The following is an 18,134-nucleotide window of genomic DNA, read 5'->3' on the forward strand; positions in this document are numbered from 1 at the left end:
ATTTGGGTTGTGCTAATGTTCCTCAGCCTCGCAGGGCTCATCATGACTCCGCTGCTTAGGAAGAGAAAATCACGTGACTGTAAATCTAAACGGCACTGAACGTTTGCTGCAACCAATACTAATCTGCGGGACTAAATGGAGAAAAGTCAACATCCAGCCACGTCCCAGGGCAGATCTCATGCAGACCCACCGGCAAGCCGATTTGATTCCTGATGCGTGTATCATTCCACTTTCATCATACGATATCCAACGCCGATGTGGGTCTGAATATACTGTGGAGAGTCTGGGGTGGGTTCCAGTTTTTTCCGGAGCGTTGCCATAAAGACGCGCAGAGAGGCGATATCATTGTCCCAGCTCCGGCCCCAGATATTCTGCGTAATAAAGGTATGCGTCAATACTTTTCCAACATTTTTGGAAAGCAGGCACAGCAGCTTATACTCGATTGGAGTCAGATGCAATTCCTGATCGTTCCAATAAGCGCAGCCACCGGCATAATCCACCCGCAGCTTTCCATTGACAAATACAGAGTTTGCCGTCAGCATCTCAGCAGTCATAAAGGAAAGCCTGCGCTGCGTCACCCGCAGTCTGGCCAACAATTCTTCCACAGAAAAAGGTTTTGTCAAATAGTCGTCCGCGCCGGCATCCAGCGCCTCGATTTTATCGTTGTCCTCGCTGCGGGCACTGAGAACGATGATCGGCAGATTCGACCACGAACGGATATTCTGGATTACCTGTACACCGTCCATATCCGGTAGCCCGAGATCAAGCAGTACAATATCCGGATTATGGGAGGAAGCTTCCAAAATAGCAGTTGCGCCGTTAGCCGCAACCAAATAACGGTAATCATTGGTTTTTAATGTAGTTGTAATCAGGTTGCGTACCGGAGGATCATCCTCCACAACCAATATCAAAGGTTTATTCATGCAATTCAACCTCCCCTGCCGGTAGTGTAAATGTAAAAACGGTTCCTTCTGGCTGATTATCCGCCACGGAAATCATACCTCCATGAGCCGTGACAATGGACTTGCACAAGGAAAGGCCCAGGCCCAAACTTCTGCGGCTGTCCGCAATAGTATTGGCTCCGCTGTAAAACATATCAAAAATGTAAGGCTTCTGCTCAGCGGGAATTCCCGGACCATTGTCAGAAACAGAGACTACAATCCACTTGTCCTTCTGGCTCGCGCAAATTTCTATGGCGGAACCTGCAGGCGTATATTTTACAGCATTATCAATCAGATTGATTAGGACCTGAACAATCAGCTTCGCGTCAATACGGGCCAGCAGCAACTCCTGGGAGGAACTAACGTGAATACTGTGTTCCTTGCTTTTGCGGTTAATATGCCGCAGAGCCTCCGCAATGACCTCATCCATCAATTCTACCGATTGCGTCAGACGGACCTGTCCGCCTTCGATTCTGGTCATCGCCAGCAGATTTTCCACCAGATTGATCAGCCACATGGAATCGTCATAAATATCCGTAAGGGACTGGACTCTGTGAGTATCATCCATCTTTTGATAGTTCGCCAACAGGTTGCTCGCGCTTCCGGAAATAGAAGTCAGCGGTGTGCGGAGATCATGAGAGATCGCCCGGAGCAGATTTGCCCGAAGCTGTTCGTTTTTTGCCAGTATTGCAGCATCCTCTTTTTCCTTTACGTTTTTAATGTTTTCCAAAGCCAGAGCACACTCTCCAAGGATTGAGAGCAGGACGCTGTTTTCAAAAGAATCCAAAGGGATCTCGTTCATGGCGATTCCCACCACGCCATATACCTGATGATTGACCCGGATTGACAGGTATAGACATTTGGCGCTGGAAAGGGTATCCGTGGTGGCGCCTGCATGCTTATTGTTTTTAAGGACCCATGATGCAACCGCTTTTTCGTTTTCAGAAACCAAGTCGTACAGGTCGCTGTCCGGTACCCGGTAAACGCGTGGCTCCGCCAGGCTACTGCCTTCCAGCGGATAAATTACCAGATCCCTTTTTAGGAGCTTGATAAGTTGCCCGGCTGTTGCGCTCAACACAGCCTGCTCATCCGTTTCCTTTTGAAGAAGCTGATTTGTTTCAAATAAAATTTTCGTTCGATAGGCTGCATGGGCAGATTGCTTTGCATTTTCCTTCAGTTTCGTGGCAAGAGAACCGGTTAAAAACGCAACCATAAACATAATTACAAATGTTACAATATAATTTGAGTCGTTAAAATGAAACGTAAAGCGTGGAACGGTGAAAAAGAAATTGAATACCAGTACGCTCACAAACGATGTCACAAGTCCGCAAAACCGATTTGTTGTAATAATTGATGTAATCAGGACGCCAAAAATATAAACCGCAACAATATTTGCTTCTGTAAATCTAAGAGAATAAAAGACATAGCCAATCAGCGTAGCCGCCAACAGAACCAGTATGCTTTTTGCAATATCCCGGACAGGCATTGCTTTGGACAGTTTCAGTTTGGGAAACCGATATTTTTCGCTGTTATTGACGTCTGGAATTACATGGATGTCCAAATTGGGAGCGGCGGCAATCAGTCGGTCCGTCAGATTGGGCCTGCTGAAAACGCTTTTTTTGGCTGCCGTACTGCGTCCAATCACAATTTGGGAAACACCGGAGAGCCTTGCAAATTCCGCAATCTGATAGGGAACATCTTCTCCATAGCTGGTTTCAATGGCAGCGCCAAGCTGCCTGGCCAAACGCATATTCTCCCGCAGCCTTTTTTTATCCTCCTGATTCATAGCTGCGGTATCCGGCGTCTCCACAAAGAGGGCGGTAAATGCTCCCCTGAACGCCCTTACCATTCTCGCCGCAGTGCGGACGATTTTCGCATTGGAGGGCGAAGATGAAAGGCAGACTAAAATGTGTTCGTCTGTATGGTAATCGCTCCGGCTTTGAATTCGTGCGCTCTCGGTCAGCAAATTTACTCTGTCCGCACAGCGGCGCAGGGCGATTTCCCGCAAAGCGGTCAAATTTTCCACGGTAAAAAAATTCACTGCCGCGCGTTCCGCCTGTTCTTCTCGATAGACATTTCCACTTGCCAAACGTTCCAGAAGTTCCGCCGGCTCTATATCCACCAGCTCCACTTGATCCGCTTCGTCGAAAACAGAATCCGGGATGCGTTCCCTTACCATAATTCCAGTAATCGCAGCGACCGTATCGTTCAGGCTTTCGATATGCTGCACATTGACGGTTGTATAGACATTGATGCCCGCTTTTAATAGTTCCTGCACATCCTGATAGCGTTTTGCGTGACGGCTACCTTCCGCGTTGGTATGCGCAAACTCGTCCACCAGGATTAGCTGTGGCTTTCTTTTCAGCGCGGCGTCAATGTCAAATTCGCGGAGGGTGATTCCGTTATACGAAATCTCCTTTACAGGTAGCTGTTCTAGCCCGGAGAGCAGGGCGGTTGTCTGCGGACGCGCATGCGGCTCAATATACCCAGCCACAATATCAAGTCCGCGCTCTTTCGCCTGATGCGCCGCCTGCAGCATGGCATAGGTCTTTCCAACTCCGGCGGCATAGCCAAAAAAAATTTTCAGCTTTCCACGACTGCCACTGGATATATCATTGCGGATCGCGCGCAATAGCTGATCCGGGTCTTGTCTTGCGATTTCCATCTGCACTCCTCCTTCAGCTTGAAATGTAATTATAACATAAGATGCCAGATCCTTCTACTTTTGCGAGTTGTCTTGTCTTTTATACATCCTACAAAGCAATTGGTGGATGATGTAGTGGCCTCCGTTAGCCATATAACCTTCTGTACGACGGCATCATCAGCAATAGGTTCGATGGATAAACCTCCATATTTCATAGTAACAGGAGTATAGTCCAACAAAACTTTTTTGATACCATAGCACCCGCCAGCGAGACCTTCACTATTTTCAGGCAGAAAAATAATGTCTAGTTTTCGACATAGAAGCCCATTTACCAGTTCATCCTCCGCCCCATAAAAAATTTGGACCGAACTGTCAGGGCATAGTCTGCAATATTGTTCCAAGCTATCGGTCAGGTGATCTGAAAATAATGGATTCGAGAGTCCGATCCGTAAGATGTCCTCGCCAGATGAAAGTTCCAAGCCCTGTACCTGACGGTTGTTCTCCAGAAAACGATCCAGCCTGTTCATCAAAACCCATCCAAAAACAAACACCGCCGCCACAACTGCCAGTAATAACAAATCCTGCATATATTTGTTCCCCGCTGCTCTATCTGCAAAAACATGGTTGCAGATTTTTGTTCCGGCCAAAAGCCGGCATAGTACTCTCCATTACCATTCTTTATCTGGTCCTTATCATAAGGCCGCTCTGATAAAGAGGGCAAAAGGATTTCCGTATCTGTATTAAGAAGGTATAAAGATACAAGATTTGTTTTTTTGGTATGCCCCAGTCCGACTTTAAGAGCGGCTGAAGATTAACACCAACCAAAGAGCCACGCCATTGGGAAAGCAATAACAACGGTACTAATACAGACGCAGATTAAAATAAAGAGTGGCATACCAACAAAGATGGCAAGGAATCCAAGACATGGGTGATCCCAGAAAAATTTTTCTGTTCTTATATCAAGTTCCCGTTCAAATTTTCGCATGGATTTCGAAATGCTCATAACCATTTTCTCCTTTCTTCCCTGTGTCACCAGAATACAGCAAAGAAAATTAAAAGGGGGGAAAGGGGAGGGGAATTTACATTAAGTTTATATTAAATTCAGTAAAGGTTTGGCATACAGCAGAGAAATGCCTTCTTTCACGCGAAAAGCCTTGAGCAAACTCGAATGATGGCGAGAGTAGGTTTTTTTTGCTGACGTAATTTTTGGGTTTACAGGCGCCTCAATATGGGGTACAATAAAAGAGAAATAGGCAGCAAGGGAGGACGACGATGCGCAGGGAAGATAGACGGTATGGCCGCCGGAATAAACAAAAAAACAAATTCGCCATCATCGCCAGTGTCATGCTCGTGATGGTATTAGCGTGTTCCGCCAGTGTTATATCTTGGTGGATTTATAATCAGGAATGCGGGGTCGTATTTGCAGGATCTCCGGCGCATCAGAGCGTGGATGACGCTTCCACCTCTGGGCTGGCGCTTCAGACCGGATCCTTTGATTTGGAGACGATTAACCAGGCTAAGGTCAAGACGCAGACTCTCATGTTTGAGGACTCGTTTACAGCGGATGGCGCATATCTGGTGGATATGCAGGGCAATACCTTGTACGAGAAAAATCCAGATAAGCAATTATATCCAGCGTCTATGACCAAGGTTATGACGGCGCTAGTAGCCGTAGAGAATGGGAACCTGGAGGATACGGTTACAGTTGGCCAGTTGGAAGGGTGCTATGAGGAGGGGAGTAAGCTCACATATTTAGAAGAGGGCGATGTGTGTACACTGCGGGATCTGCTGTACGCCACACTCCTGTACTCTGCCAATGATGCGGCCACAGCAGTTGCCATGTATATCGGGGGCGATGTCGCCACTTTTGCCGGGATGATGAACCAGAAGGCGGCAGAGTTGGGAGCCAACAATACACACTTTACAAATCCACATGGGCTGCACAATGACGATCACTATACAACGCCCAAAGATGTATCCCTGATTATGAGAGCGGCGACTGAGAATCCTACGGTCATGGAGATTATGCAGACGCCTACGTACAGCTGTACCATCACCAGAGAGAACGGTGGCGACAATCAACATCAATATACATGGAATAGCACCAATGTGTATATGCGGGGAAAAGATGCTTTAGAGGGAATCCAGTATATCTGTGGAAAAACCGGGTATACAGGAGAGGCGGGCCGTTGTCTGGTCTCCTATTTTCAGCTGGGTGAGGAATTCTATATCAGCGTCATCATGAACGCAGAGGATTATGCGTCTGCAACAAAGCAGTTGGTCTACTATAAACTGGAGCCGGCTCTGTTGGAAACGGCCATAAGCGCAACAACCGATTCTTAAACGAAAAGTTCGCGACAGCGAACTTTTTTCTTTTTGAGGTCAACCGTGGTTGTAAAAGACCAGGTCGGAGAAAGATCGTTTGGGAACGTGCAGCGTGCCTGTGCTGTCTTCATAGTATTGAATTGCATCGCCGGACATAGGTTCACTGACGGGGCTTTCATCAGGGTATCCGAGAGCGATGACGGAATGAATGAGAAAGCGGTGGGATATGTTGAGGACCTGGGCCAGCACCGGTCGGTTCACAGCGCCGAGCCAACAGCTGCCAACGCCATCTCCCTGTGCGCACAGAATCAAATTTTCTCCACAGGCGCCGGCGTCGGTGTCATACCCGGCAGCCTTGATCTGTGTATCGATAAGCAGTACAATATAGGCCACTGGCCGCTGGTCAGGTTCCGGCGTATGGTCAGGGTACAGGTAAGCCGCCCATTTTGTCGTATCAAATACCGGGCTTAACAGTGAGGGATCATCCACCACAAGATATTTGACAGGCTGAAGGTTTGCGGCCTGCGGCGCCAGTCTGGCTCCATTGATCCACCTCTCGATGTCAGTGCGCTCCAGAGGAATCTGTCGAAATTTGCGAATGGAACGACGATTGATAATTGCGTCGTATACGTTCATGGGTATGCCTCCTATTTCTATTTGCCGCTGAGACGGCGTATGGTACTGGTATCTTACCATATAGGGAAGCACAGTGCAAGTCCTCGTCAAAATCTTTCAAAATCCATACTTTTTATACGAATTCCAAAAATATCTTGTCAGATAAAATAAAACACGATATACTACCAACAGGGATATCAAGAGGGGAGTCTGTATATGGAATCCATTCTATCGATTGAGAACGTTAGCAAATATTTTGGCGGCAAAGCGGCAGTGGAACAGTTTTCGCTGTCGGTAGGGGAGGGAGAGATCTTTGGCTTGCTAGGCCCTAATGGCGCAGGGAAGACAACGCTGATCAAGATGATTGTCGGCCATCTGCGAGTGGACTCGGGCAGCATTATGGTTTGCGGACATGCCATCGGGCAGGAATTTGAGGCGGCGATGAGCTCGGTCGGCGCGATAGTGGAAAATCCGGCGCACTATCTCTATATGTCGGGGTATGAGAACCTAAAGCTGACCTCTATGCTGCATACGGACGTTGAGCGGGGGCGAATTCGCGAAGTCATTGAGCAGACCGGCCTACAGAGCCGGATTCACGACAAAGTAAAACGCTATTCACTGGGAATGCGGCAGCGGCTGGCTCTTGCCCAAACGATTCTACATCGGCCGAAGCTGTTGGTGTTAGACGAACCGACTAATGGCCTGGATCCGGCAGGAATCAAGGATCTAAGGGAAATCCTGCAAAATCTGGCAAGGGAAGGCATGACGGTTGTGGTATCCAGCCATATCTTATCCGAGATGAGTCTTCTCTGCACCCGCATTGGCATTATGCGCAGCGGAAGATTGGTTGCAGACTCCAGTGCACAGGCACTGCAGCGTTCGCAATATGGAAAGATTCGTTTGAGGGTTGGACAGCCGGGGGAAGCGGTTCAGATTTTGGAGTCACAGTTTACGGATATTGCAGTCGAGGTGCAGGAGGATGTGCTCTTGGTGGGCGGCGATGCACTCGATTCAGGACAGTTAAATCGAATGCTGGTTCTCAATGATGTGGATGTCTATGAGGTGGGAGAACAAAAGGAGACGCTGGAGGATGCGTTTATGGAACTGACAGGGGGCGGTGGAATTGCTTAAATTGATTCGGAGTGAACTCTTTAAGCTTCGGAAACGCAAACTGTTCATCGTTCTGCCGGTGCTTATGCTGTTGATCTGCTTTGGCTTTGCAATTTTGCTGAAAGGGATAGCGGCATATTCCGATAGAGACTGGAAAGAAGATCTAAAGAAGCAGATAGTGACAGAACAAGAGTATATCGAATCCATCGATCAATGGGAGTGGATGACGGAACAGGAGCGGGAGGCACAGAAGCGAAGCAGCCAGATTTCCATCATGGCCATGGAGTATCAGCTACAGGAGGATATCCAGAATGGGGATTGGCGCTATCCCCTTATATACGAGTATTTCTATAACCAGACGCTTATTGAGCTGCTGGAGGAGGGACAGGACCCGGAAGACTATAATCTTTCATGGCCGGGCGAATCGGGGACGGATGCCATATCCGAAATTCGGAAACAGAATGATGCGCTGATAAAGCAGATTCAGGAGGAGGATTACCAGCAATACAACCAGAGTCAGTTGCAGGCGTTGCGGGAAGAATACAATTCGGTTTTCAGCTCTGCCACCGATGAGCAGCGGGAGATCTATTCGGTACAGCTGGAGGCTTTGGAGCGGTATGTATCCTGCGATGTGCCGCCTCAGGCGAAGGATAACTGGAAAAGCGTCGCCATTGGCCGGATTCAGCAAAATAAAGAGTATTTGGTCCGATCTAAATACTCTGCCCAGAGAGAACCTAGTTACTTGACAGAGACACAAAAGTCTTACAATGGCGCGCGGGAGGCTGAGGTCGCCGCAGATGAGTATGCCCTGGCCAACCAGAAGATATCCCTCGATTTATACCAAATCGTCGAGGAGGAGGAGACCTTCTCCGATTATATGAGCGTCATGGTTTCCCTGATGCCACTTATGGTTTTGATTGGAATCATTTTAGGGGGAACGATGGTCGCCGGCGAATTCTCCATGGGCACAGTGAAAAGCTGGATTTTATATCCCTATAAGCGGGATAAACTCATGGCTTCGAAGATCATCACGCTGTATTTGGTTTTAAGCGCATGCACCCTTGTTTTCTTTGTCAGCGCGATTTTGGCCGGGTCCATACTCTTCAATTCCAGTGTCGCAACACCTGCTTATTTGAGTTTTACGGGCAGCGGAATTGTATCCATTCCCTTTTTGGCTTTTTCGGCTATGGGCTTTGGGGTGGGACTGCTGGAAGCGCTCGTCATGGGGACGATTGCGCTTCTCATCGGAACCATCAGCCGCTCCAGTGCGCTGTCCATCGGATTGAGTTTATTCGCCGCGCTGGTTGGCCCCATGGGGGTTCGGATTTTCTATTCCGCCATCTATCCATTTGCACCGCTGAAATTTGTACTGTTCGGCAACTTCGACCTGATGCAATATGTGACCAACACTGTGTCGGCGCCCTATGCCACCGCAGGGCAGTCAATGTTGACGATACTCGCGTACTGGACTGTAACCGTCCTCCTGTGTTTCATGACCTTTAGCCGAAAAGAAATCAAAAATTAAAAATGTTCTGCTCAGGGCAGCCGCTGTTGGCGGCTGTCTTTTTGTATGAAAAGCAAGAGTTTTTAATAAAATTGCGCCTCCTGGAAATACTACTATCAAATAGCACGCAGGAGGTATTAACATGCAGCATGAAACCATTCCGCTTCCGAAAACCAATGCCTATGGCTTTTATGAGATCCGCCTAGAAAGTATCGGGGGTTTGGGCGCGAATTTAAGTGGCAAAATTTTAGGCGAGCTAGGCGCACTTTATTTGCGGTATAACACGGCAAATTTTGCCAGCTATGGGTCCGAAAAAAGGGGGACACCAGTTAAGTCCTACATCCGGTATGCAGAGCCAGATAAGGAAATTCGGATTTCAAGTCCGGTGGAGAAGCCGCATCTCATAGGGATCTTTCACGAACGACTGGCGGGAAAAACTGGGGTTTTGGCAGGCGTGGACGAGGAAACAGCAGTGGTGGTGAACACTGCGAAATCCCCGGACGAGATTCGCAGAGAGTTTCAGATGCACGGTGGCGTCCTGACCTGTATTGACGGAATGAAAATCACAGTGGAAGAAAAGACTCGCATGAATATGATCATGTTAGGCGCACTTTGCAAGGCGTCAGGTTTCCTTCCATTTGAGTGTCTGGAGGAGATTATCCGGGAAACTATCGGGCGCAAGTATCCCGCCATGTTGGACAGCAATCTCCGAGGTCTGCGCCGAGGTTTCGAGGAGGGGACGACGAAAGCCTTTCCGAATGATGAGACCTATCCCTATGTTCCCTTTACAGAAGAGAGGCGCAGTTTAGGCTGGGATAATGCACCGTTGGGCGGCGTCGTTGTGACAGCCGGCTCGACGGTTAGCAATGATGTATCGGCAAGCCGGGAAGGATATGTTCCGCTGTTTCATCAGGAAAAGTGCATCCAGTGCGGCATGTGCGATACAGCTTGTCCGGATATGGTCTACCAATTTGTCAAAGGTGAATGGAAGGGAAAACCGGCTATGGTCAATCTCGGACCGGATTACCACCATTGCAAAGGATGCCTGCGGTGCGTGGAGGTGTGTCCCACAGCGGCAATTACAGCCGGAATTGAGTATGAGCAGGATATATGGAAACAGCATGTGCGGAATCAAGATTTGATTGTAGAGCGGCTGGAGTTTGAAGATCTCGGCGCAAATTCCATCGTGAATGAAGAAAAGTATTAGGATTTCATTCATGCCGCATAGCGCGGCAGCGAGGAGGAACTATGAACGAACAAAAACGAGTATTTCACAGTGGCAATGAGCTGGCCGCCTTGGCGGCCAAACAGATACGATATCATGTGATGGGGTATTATCCGATTACGCCGTCGACAAAAATCGCAGAGTATTTGGATGAGCTAAAAGCCGCTGGATTTTCTGACGTGCGCATGATTCCAGCGGACGGCGAACACAGCGCCGCCGGAATCTGCTATGGCGCCTGTACGGCTGGCGGAAGGGTCTTCAACGCCACGAGCGCCAATGGCCTATTATATGCGCTGGAACAGCTTCCCGTGCAGTCGGGAACCCGGTTTCCCATGGTGATGAATGTGGCATGCCGCACGGTGTCTGGGCCATTATCCATCAAAGGAGATCACAGCGACATTATGTACACGCTCAACACGGGCTGGATCATCCTCTTTGCCAAGAACCCTCAGGAAGTGTACGACATGAACCTTTGCGGTTTAAAGATTGCAGAAGCGGTTGCACTTCCTGTTATAGTCGCTTTCGATGGGTTTTTCACGAGCCATCAGGAGCGGGTGGCCATGATCTTTGAGAACGATGAGGATGTGAGATCCTTTGTGGGGGAGACCTACATCGCGCCGTATCATGTTCTAGACCCAGAAAATCCCATTACCATCGGCGCATATATGAACGAGCCGGATATCATGAATAATAAGTATCAGCTGTACCTTGCCATGGAAGAGGCAAGGCATGTCATACCACAAGTATTTCAGGAATACGCCGGCATTACTGGCCGGCAGTACAGCGTTGTTCAGGGATATGGGATGGAGGATGCCCAAGCCGCCTTATTCATCCTTGGATCCAGCTATGAGACAGCCAAGGAAGCGGTCGATCAGCTGCGAAAAGAAGGTTTGCCCGTAGGTGTCTTTACGACAAATGTGCTGCGCCCTTTCCCGAAAATGGAGTTATTCCAATTGCTGAGTCCGAAACTGACGGGGATTCTGGCGGCAGACCGGCAGGATAGCTATGGGGCAGAGGGCGGAAATATGAGCCTTGAGCTAAAAGCAATGTTGCAGGAACACGCCTCATCCATCAAAGTCATATCCAGAATCTATGGATTATCCGGCAAAGATTTCTACGTGGAAGAAGCCGTCTCTATGCTGCGCCAAGCGTATGCGGCTTCTCTAAAACAGGAGGTGGAAGTCTTTGACTATAGTGGCCGGTATCAAGGGGAAGAGGAGGCGGACCGGCAGCAATACTTTGCTCCCATCACCCTATCCAGGTCAACGCCGGGCATCACCTCCGCAGAAACGCTGGAGGACGGCTCGATCAAAATAAAAGGCGGAACGGTTCGGGATGGCCTGCAAATGCCGCGCAGACTGGCGCCAGGTCATGGAGCCTGCCCTGGCTGTGGGATTCCAATCAATGTCAACCTACTGTTAAAGGGTATTGAAGGTAACGTCGTCCTGTTGTTCCACACCGGTTGTGGCATGGTGGTGACGACTCCGTATCCCAAAACAGCGTTTAAAGTCTCCTATGTGCACAATCTGTTCCAGAGTGGGGCGCCAACTTTATCTGGCATTGTTGCCGCTTTTGAGGAAAGACAGAGGCGCGGCGAGCTGCCGGAAGGGGATGATTTTACCTTTGTGATGATCAGCGGGGATGGCGGTATGGATATTGGAATGGGAGCCGCCTTGGGCACGGCCCTGCGCAATCCGCGAATGATTTTGATGGAATACGATAATGGTGGATATATGAATACGGGCTATCAGCTATCCTATTCTACCCCTAAAGGAGCGAAAACCTCCACATCCCACGTAGGGCCAGCACAGTACGGCAAGACTATGTATCATAAGGATACGCCACAGATTTTTTCGGCCACCGGCATACCCTACATCGCCACCGTCGGAGAAAATCAACCGGCTGATTTTATCAAAAAAGCAGCCAAGGCGGCGCGATATGCCCAAAGCCACGGGATGGCTTATATTAAGGCATTATCCGCTTGTCCGCTCAATTGGAACGACAATCCGAGGTATGAGCGGAGTGTCATCGATGCGGGGGTTAATTGCTGTTATCATCCTCTCTATGAGATTGAAAACGGCATAACGACGCTGTCCTATGACCCGGAGGAAAAAGGGAAAAAGATTCCTGTGGCGGAATTTTTCAAGATGATGGGCCGGACGAAGCATCTGATAAAGCCTAATTTTGAAGAGATCATGGAGGACGTCCAGCGAGAGGTGGACCGGCGATGGGAGAGGCTCAAAGCGAGGGCGGAGAGTCCTGTTTTATGAGAAGCTAATTTATAGCGGAAGGCATCTTCTTTGGATATGCCTTCCGCTTACTGTATCATTCCGATAGAGTGGTGCTTGCGATAGTAAAAACGCAAAAAGGTGGCGCCCCTCACAAGGGGACGCCACGCCCACAGTACCTGCCCGAATTAGGCAGGAGGGAATCCCTCTCCCTTTTATGCTACTGTAAAGTCTTCTACAGCACTAGGTCCGAATGTTCACGCAGCTGGAGCAGCCAGTAGGCGACGTGGGATGCAAAGCCATGATTGCAGCTGGCCCTCTCTGTGTCATTTTCCCACAGCGTTCCAGTTTTCACCGCCATCCTATAGAAATAGCCTTTAAATTCCTGCAACATCTGTTCATAACACTGATACCGGTACAGAATATCCAAGCGCAGATAATTGCCGATAAATGCATTGGCAAAGGGGACATCGGGATACGCTTTGGTTTCTTTCCGCTGAGGCCCGAAGTCTGTGAGCAAAGTCTGGAAGAGCTCCGGATACAGCGATGGCGTCGCGACGTCGAAAAAGAAAGCGTAATACTGGCAGACCTCCGTTGTCGTCTCTGTAGGCGTCAGAACTCCATCAATGCGGATGGCGTTGTCGACAAAGAAAGATCCGTTGAAGGATTGTCTTCGAACCTGTTCCTTTATCGTGTGTCCTTTCACGCAGAGAGAGGGCTCATCATACAGATGGCCAGCAGCTTCAAGACAGGCCGCATAGGTCATGTTAGTCGGGTAGTTGACGCCGCAGACCACATCCTTATCGTTGGCGCGGGACCACTCAAGAAAAATCCAGCCATCTAAGTCTTCCAAAAGGCCGTCGCTGTTCTCAAATTTCTTAAAATAGTCCAGCAGAGCAAAAATGTGCCCCTTTAATTCGGCAACCAAGGCTTGATCGCCGCCGCGCGCATAGCGGTATTCTTCCAGCTCCAGCACAAACCACATAGCCCAGTTAGGAATAAAGCCTCCGGAATGATTGGACGGGTAGCACATGGGCAGCATTGCCTCTGGAAGGGGCGGGATGGATTCATAACCAGTGGAGCGCAGATAGTTTTCAAAAAAGTTATACTCCACCAGGGATTTTCCAGTGATGGCAAATTCGCTTCGCCCAGTAAAAAAGCTATCACACAGCCATCCAGCTCGTTCACGTGAGGGGCAGTCCATATAGACATCCGGAGCATTTTGGCGGAACGTATTGACAGCTGCTTCGAAGATTACTTGTATTTGCGGATCCTGGAAGGTGGTCGACGCAACGGGTGGATACGCGATCTCCTTCAGATAGTGGCGGTGGAGTTCCACAGCGCCCTTCGTGACACAGATCTGAATATAGCGGTACGTATAGGGTTCCATGCTGAGAAAAGAGTAGGTTCCCGGGGAAGCCATCAATTTTACGCAGCAAGTGGGATCAAAACGGGTATGACTGAGATGGCCGTCAATCAAGATTTCATCGAAGATGAGGTAGAGTTCACAGGCGTCTTTGACCGTGAAATCCAGTCCAATCAACCCAGTGCTGTTGGAAGCAAAACTGTATTGGATATACGTATTGTCAGTCAAAAGTTGATTTTGAGCAGGCATTTTTTCATGAGGAATACAATCGAGGGAGTGCATTTCTGCATGTAGATTGCATTCCAGCGCGTCGAACTGCTCCACCTTCGCATTCAACATCCGGTCAAAGTACCAGGGGGCTCCCTTGTAGGTTTTGCGTCCCAGGATGCCCGTCTCCGATATGCACTCCGGAGTCAACTCCACATCCACCGGATAGGGGACATTGCGGGTTAAGTAATTTGGAGTATCCTGAACAGCAAGCGTGACAGGATCATGGGCTGTCCGGTCGAAGTCGTAAACTTCGCAGAGGACCCGTTGGTAGGAGAATTTGCTGGCTTTCTGGATTCGCTCTGTCCGAACATAGCAAAGGGGCACATCCCGTCCTGTTGCAAAGACAACGGAACCGTTCGCAGTCGCTTCACAGGTTAGGAAGGATGGATGGTTTGCATACTCATAACTGAATACATTGTAGCCGGCCACGATGATTTCAACCTGATTTGTTTCCCTTTCCAGGTATGGAGTCACGTCGAGATCATCAACACGGAAATAGCCGTGCCCTGCCCTGGCAGGGCCCATCATAATAAAGTGATCGTTAATGAAGAGCTGATACGCAGTCGAAGCGGTCAGCTTAAGTCGAGTCGAGCCAGCGGCCAAAGGAAAGGAAAATACTAAGGTCAAGTTGATTTCTTCCTGGCGATCTTTGGCCCATACAGGCTTTGCAATCTGAAACATAGGACAATACCTCACATTTTACTAGTTTACCGGTTGCTGATACGCACCCGATGCGTATATTGTAGACTAGAATGAAAGAAAAGTCCAGCTTTTTCAGAGATAAAATCCATTGAAACTTCAAATCTAGAGTGCTATAATGAGAGCATACTATTGTTTGCATAAGTGAAGGACAAGAAGGGAGATAGACCCATGACACAGGAAAGGGATCGCAATGTAGAGCGGATTGAAAAGATGCATGGAGGACAGGGGCATGTTTTAATTGAAAGAATCCTCGGAGAGAAGGAACTGAACGGAAAATGTGGATTGTATGCGAAGGTTACCATTGAGCCTAAATGTTCCCTGGGGTACCATGAGCATCACGGGGAGAGTGAGACATATTACATCCTGTCGGGAACCGGCTTGTACAACGACAATGGCGTCGAGATCCCGGTGAAAGCTGGCGATTCGACCTTTACTCCCGATGGCTGTGGTCACGGATTGGTGAATGCGGGGGAAACCGATCTAGTGTTTATGGCGCTCATTATTTTTGATTGAGATGAAAAATAATCGGAATTGTTTCCAACAGGTAGACAGACAGAAGGGGCTCCTACCCCCATTGCGGGCAGGAGCCCCTTCTGCACGATTAAGAAGAGTGCTCTGTCTTTAGCCGATGAATCATTAATTTACACTTGTCAAGACACCATTGAACCCCGAGCCCAAGCTTGTCCATACACCAGGTAATATTTTTCATAGTGGGGTAGGCCAGCAGCGCAAAGACAACCAGGATTAAGGAGCCGCCGAAACTGAGAGGCGTGAGCATAAACAGGTCGCTGAAGAGAAGGCTGGCCAGGATGAAGGCTGCGACCATACTCCCCCATATGAGCCTTCGCTTGATATTGAAGGGAGTGCACACTTTAAACAACATGAGGAGGCCGACGATTCCCATAAGGGTGGCACAGATCGTTGACATTTCGCTGTCGGAAAAATCAAAGGCGAGCCAGAAGAGCAGAACTCCGATCACGACAAACAGATCTGTCAATGCCGCTGGAAAAGCCCGATGCAATACATTTCGCAGAAAATGACCTTTGACGATGTTTTTATTTGGCTCCAGGGCTAAAAAGAAGGAGGGAACCCCGATGGTCAAGGAACTGACCAAGGAGAGTTGGACTGGAGTGACAGGATAGGGAAGAGCCGCAAACAGGGTGATGATCGCCAATAGGAAGGAGAAGATATTTTTGACCAGGAACAGGGAGGCCGCCCGCTCAATATTATTGACGACTCGACGCCCTTCCATGACGACATGAGGCATCGATGCAAAGTTGGAATCCAAAAGAACCAACTGGGAAACATGGCAGGCCGCGTCGCTCCCTGACGCCATGGCAATGCTACAGTCCGCATCCTTCAAGGCTAATACATCATTAACCCCGTCTCCCGTCATGGCAACGGTATGACCCGATTTTTTTAAGGCTTGGACTAACATGCGCTTTTGATCCGGCGTAACCCGGCCGAATACTGTGTACTGATCCGCAGCCTGGAAGATGGCCTCCTTCGTCGTCAGAGTCGAGGCGTCCACAAATCGGTCTGCATTGTCGATTCCAGCCTGCGTTGCAATCTGAGATACCGTGAGAGGATTATCTCCAGAGATAACCTTGATGGCAACGCCCTGCCGAGCGAAGTATTGAAAGGTCTCCGGCGCTTCCTTTCGGATTTGATTGGCCAGAAGAACAAGAGCGATGGGCGTCACAGGGCGGCACAGTGGTCCGCCGTCCAGCGGCCCCTCATATTTGGCAAATAACAGGACGCGGTTGCCCTGTAAGGAGTAGTCCTCAATCTGAGGGCGAAGCGACTCATATGAGCCGTGGAGAATAAATTCGGGGGCGCCGATGACATAGGAGGCATCCCCGTAGGAGACTCCGCTGTACTTGAGGGATGAGGAGAAGGGGGATATATGAGTGGGGGTGCGGTAAGCGGGCATGTGAAAGTGGGCCTTTAGCGCCTGCATTGTGCTATTGTCCCCATCCATGGAAGAGACAAATCCACCCAAAAGCTTCTGAATCTCGCCATCTGTATACTGTTCCGGTTGCAGCGAGATCGTGTCAACAACCTGCATCTGAGGTTCCGTGATAGTGCCGGTCTTATCGACGCACAGAACATCGACGCGGGCCAGAGTCTCAATACACCCCATCTCATGGACGAGGGTTTTATGGCGGGCAAGGCGGATCACGCTGACGGCGAGTGCAACGCTTGTGAGCAGGTACAGGCCCTCCGGAATCATGCCGAGGAGCGCAGCGACAGTGGAGACAACCGACTGTTCCATGGTCAGCTGCAGTGTCCGGTACTGTTGAAAAAAGAGAAGCGCACCGATGGGAATGATTAAGATTCCAATAATTTGAATCAAGCGTGTCAAAGACTTCATCATTTCCGATTTTTTTCGCTTTTTCGCTTTCTTTGCCTCGATGGTGAGTTTTGCGGCGAAGGATTCCGCGCCGACCTTATCGAGCTGCGCACAGCATTTGCCGGAGATGATAAAGCTTCCGGAGAAAAGCGGGTCCCCCTGGCGCTTCGTAATCTCATTGGATTCCCCTGTGATGAGGGATTCATTGACTTGAACTTCGCCCTCCAAGACGATGGCATCCGCGCAGATCTGATTGCCAGCTGAAAATATCACAATGTCGTCCAGCACCAAATCCTCCGTGGAAACTTCCTGTTCTTCATGATTGCGGATTACGGTGGCCTTTGGCGCCGACAGAAGCGTAAGCTTGTCGATGGTCTTCTTAGCCCTCAATTCCTGAAAGATTCCGATCCCCATGTTGGCAAGAATGATCACCATAAACATAAGGTTTTGATAAGAACCCACAAACAGGATACAAGCAGCCAGAAAAAAATAAAGCAGATTGAAAAACGTAAAGACGTTGGAAAGAATAATCTGCCCAACAGATTTAGAAGGAGGATTCACGGAACAATTGGTATACCCGTGTTCCACCCGTTCTTGTATTTGAGCGTCTGTCAGGCCAGCCCGCGGGTCCGGCTGAATGCGCTGTATGGATAGTGCTTGCGTATCATCAGATATACTTTTTTTTCTCATTGTACACACCCCGTCCACTTTTAACTTTCGCTATTTATGTAGCACGTCACACATCGACGGCATCTTTTCTTATTCTAATTCTACCCTATTTTCAAAAAAATGACAAGCGCGAACCATAAGCTTTTGTTGTGATTTTATTAAGTTTATCTTATTTTTACGTC

General features: G+C 49.1%; 13 protein-coding genes. 6 read left to right on the forward strand and 7 right to left on the reverse strand.

The genetic code is table 11. The features are described 5' to 3' along the window. Nucleotides 1-221: 221 nt before the first annotated feature. The 4 genes from H8730_RS06065 to H8730_RS06080 form a co-directional block, all read right to left on the reverse strand. Nucleotides 222-923 carry a response regulator gene (locus H8730_RS06065; RefSeq protein WP_177717167.1) on the reverse strand — a complete coding sequence of 234 codons (702 nt, stop codon included), beginning with the start codon at nt 921-923 and terminating at the stop codon, nt 222-224. Next, complete coding sequence (locus H8730_RS06070; RefSeq protein ID WP_177717170.1) at nt 916-3,606, reverse strand: sensor histidine kinase; 2,691 nt, start codon at nt 3,604-3,606, stop codon at nt 916-918. The genes H8730_RS06065 and H8730_RS06070 overlap by 8 nt, the downstream gene beginning before the upstream one ends. 29 nt (nt 3,607-3,635) lie before the next feature. Further along, nucleotides 3,636-4,172 carry a type 2 periplasmic-binding domain-containing protein gene (locus tag H8730_RS06075; protein ID WP_177717173.1) on the reverse strand — a complete coding sequence of 179 codons (537 nt, stop codon included), beginning with the start codon at nt 4,170-4,172 and terminating at the stop codon, nt 3,636-3,638. 224 nt (nt 4,173-4,396) lie between these two features. Beyond that, nucleotides 4,397-4,588, reverse strand: coding sequence for a hypothetical protein (locus H8730_RS06080; protein ID WP_177717177.1), 192 nt, complete (start codon nt 4,586-4,588; stop codon nt 4,397-4,399). 269 nt (nt 4,589-4,857) lie between these two features. Here H8730_RS06080 and H8730_RS06085 point away from each other — a divergent pair, with 269 nt between their 5' ends. Next, nucleotides 4,858-5,928: a D-alanyl-D-alanine carboxypeptidase family protein gene (locus H8730_RS06085; RefSeq protein ID WP_177717180.1), complete on the forward strand. Its 1,071-nt coding sequence runs from the start codon at nt 4,858-4,860 to the stop codon at nt 5,926-5,928. A 39-nt stretch (nt 5,929-5,967) separates the two neighbouring features. Here the strand turns inward: H8730_RS06085 and H8730_RS06090 are convergent, their stop codons facing one another. After that, nucleotides 5,968-6,546 (reverse strand): nitroreductase family protein, encoded by a 579-nt coding sequence (locus H8730_RS06090; protein WP_177717182.1) that lies wholly within the window; start codon nt 6,544-6,546, stop codon nt 5,968-5,970. Between the two features lie 195 nt (nt 6,547-6,741). Between H8730_RS06090 and H8730_RS06095 the strand changes: the two genes are divergently transcribed. From H8730_RS06095 to H8730_RS06110, 4 genes are all read left to right on the forward strand, one after another. Further along, nucleotides 6,742-7,656, forward strand: coding sequence for an ABC transporter ATP-binding protein (locus H8730_RS06095; RefSeq protein WP_177717186.1), 915 nt, complete (start codon nt 6,742-6,744; stop codon nt 7,654-7,656). Further along, on the forward strand, nt 7,649-9,160 hold the full coding sequence (locus tag H8730_RS06100) for an ABC transporter permease (protein ID WP_177717189.1): 1,512 nt from the start codon (nt 7,649-7,651) through the stop codon (nt 9,158-9,160). The genes H8730_RS06095 and H8730_RS06100 overlap by 8 nt, the downstream gene beginning before the upstream one ends. Nucleotides 9,161-9,281: 121 nt before the next feature. Beyond that, nucleotides 9,282-10,346 (forward strand): 2-oxoacid:ferredoxin oxidoreductase subunit gamma family protein, encoded by a 1,065-nt coding sequence (locus H8730_RS06105; RefSeq protein ID WP_177717193.1) that lies wholly within the window; start codon nt 9,282-9,284, stop codon nt 10,344-10,346. Nucleotides 10,347-10,387: 41 nt separating this feature from the next. Continuing rightward, nucleotides 10,388-12,634, forward strand: a complete 2,247-nt coding sequence (locus H8730_RS06110; protein ID WP_177717196.1) for a thiamine pyrophosphate-dependent enzyme — start codon at nt 10,388-10,390, stop codon at nt 12,632-12,634. A 193-nt stretch (nt 12,635-12,827) separates the two neighbouring features. Here H8730_RS06110 and H8730_RS06115 read toward each other — a convergent pair whose 3' ends face one another. Next, nucleotides 12,828-14,909: an alpha-L-rhamnosidase-related protein gene (locus H8730_RS06115; RefSeq protein WP_177720085.1), complete on the reverse strand. Its 2,082-nt coding sequence runs from the start codon at nt 14,907-14,909 to the stop codon at nt 12,828-12,830. 189 nt (nt 14,910-15,098) lie between these two features. Between H8730_RS06115 and H8730_RS06120 the strand changes: the two genes are divergently transcribed. Continuing rightward, nucleotides 15,099-15,443: a cupin domain-containing protein gene (locus tag H8730_RS06120; RefSeq protein WP_177720086.1), complete on the forward strand. Its 345-nt coding sequence runs from the start codon at nt 15,099-15,101 to the stop codon at nt 15,441-15,443. Nucleotides 15,444-15,531: 88 nt separating this feature from the next. On the opposite strand, the gene H8730_RS06125 is transcribed toward H8730_RS06120, so the two are convergent. Next, entirely contained in the window at nt 15,532-17,973 is a 2,442-nt protein-coding gene (locus H8730_RS06125) for a cation-translocating P-type ATPase (protein WP_177717501.1), read from the reverse strand. Between the last annotated feature and the right edge of the window lie 161 nt (nt 17,974-18,134).

The organism is Bianquea renquensis, assembly GCF_014384895.1.
Classification (GTDB): Bacteria; Bacillota; Clostridia; order Lachnospirales; family Bianqueaceae; genus Bianquea; species Bianquea renquensis.

Excerpts from the sequence above, each read along its gene's own strand:
- H8730_RS06095 (WP_177717186.1), top strand. The coding sequence starts at position 6,742 with ATGGAATCCATTCTATCGATTGAGAACGTTAGCAAATATTTTGGCGGC.
- H8730_RS06065 (WP_177717167.1), bottom strand. The coding sequence starts at position 923 with ATGAATAAACCTTTGATATTGGTTGTGGAGGATGATCCTCCGGTACGC.
- H8730_RS06115 (WP_177720085.1), bottom strand. The coding sequence starts at position 14,909 with ATGTTTCAGATTGCAAAGCCTGTATGGGCCAAAGATCGCCAGGAAGAA.
- H8730_RS06080 (WP_177717177.1), bottom strand. The coding sequence starts at position 4,588 with ATGAGCATTTCGAAATCCATGCGAAAATTTGAACGGGAACTTGATATA.
- H8730_RS06085 (WP_177717180.1), top strand. The coding sequence starts at position 4,858 with ATGCGCAGGGAAGATAGACGGTATGGCCGCCGGAATAAACAAAAAAAC.
- H8730_RS06120 (WP_177720086.1), top strand. The coding sequence starts at position 15,099 with ATGACACAGGAAAGGGATCGCAATGTAGAGCGGATTGAAAAGATGCAT.
- H8730_RS06105 (WP_177717193.1), top strand. The coding sequence starts at position 9,282 with ATGCAGCATGAAACCATTCCGCTTCCGAAAACCAATGCCTATGGCTTT.
- H8730_RS06125 (WP_177717501.1), bottom strand. The coding sequence starts at position 17,973 with ATGAGAAAAAAAAGTATATCTGATGATACGCAAGCACTATCCATACAG.
- H8730_RS06075 (WP_177717173.1), bottom strand. The coding sequence starts at position 4,172 with ATGCAGGATTTGTTATTACTGGCAGTTGTGGCGGCGGTGTTTGTTTTT.
- H8730_RS06110 (WP_177717196.1), top strand. The coding sequence starts at position 10,388 with ATGAACGAACAAAAACGAGTATTTCACAGTGGCAATGAGCTGGCCGCC.
- H8730_RS06090 (WP_177717182.1), bottom strand. The coding sequence starts at position 6,546 with ATGAACGTATACGACGCAATTATCAATCGTCGTTCCATTCGCAAATTT.
- H8730_RS06070 (WP_177717170.1), bottom strand. The coding sequence starts at position 3,606 with ATGGAAATCGCAAGACAAGACCCGGATCAGCTATTGCGCGCGATCCGC.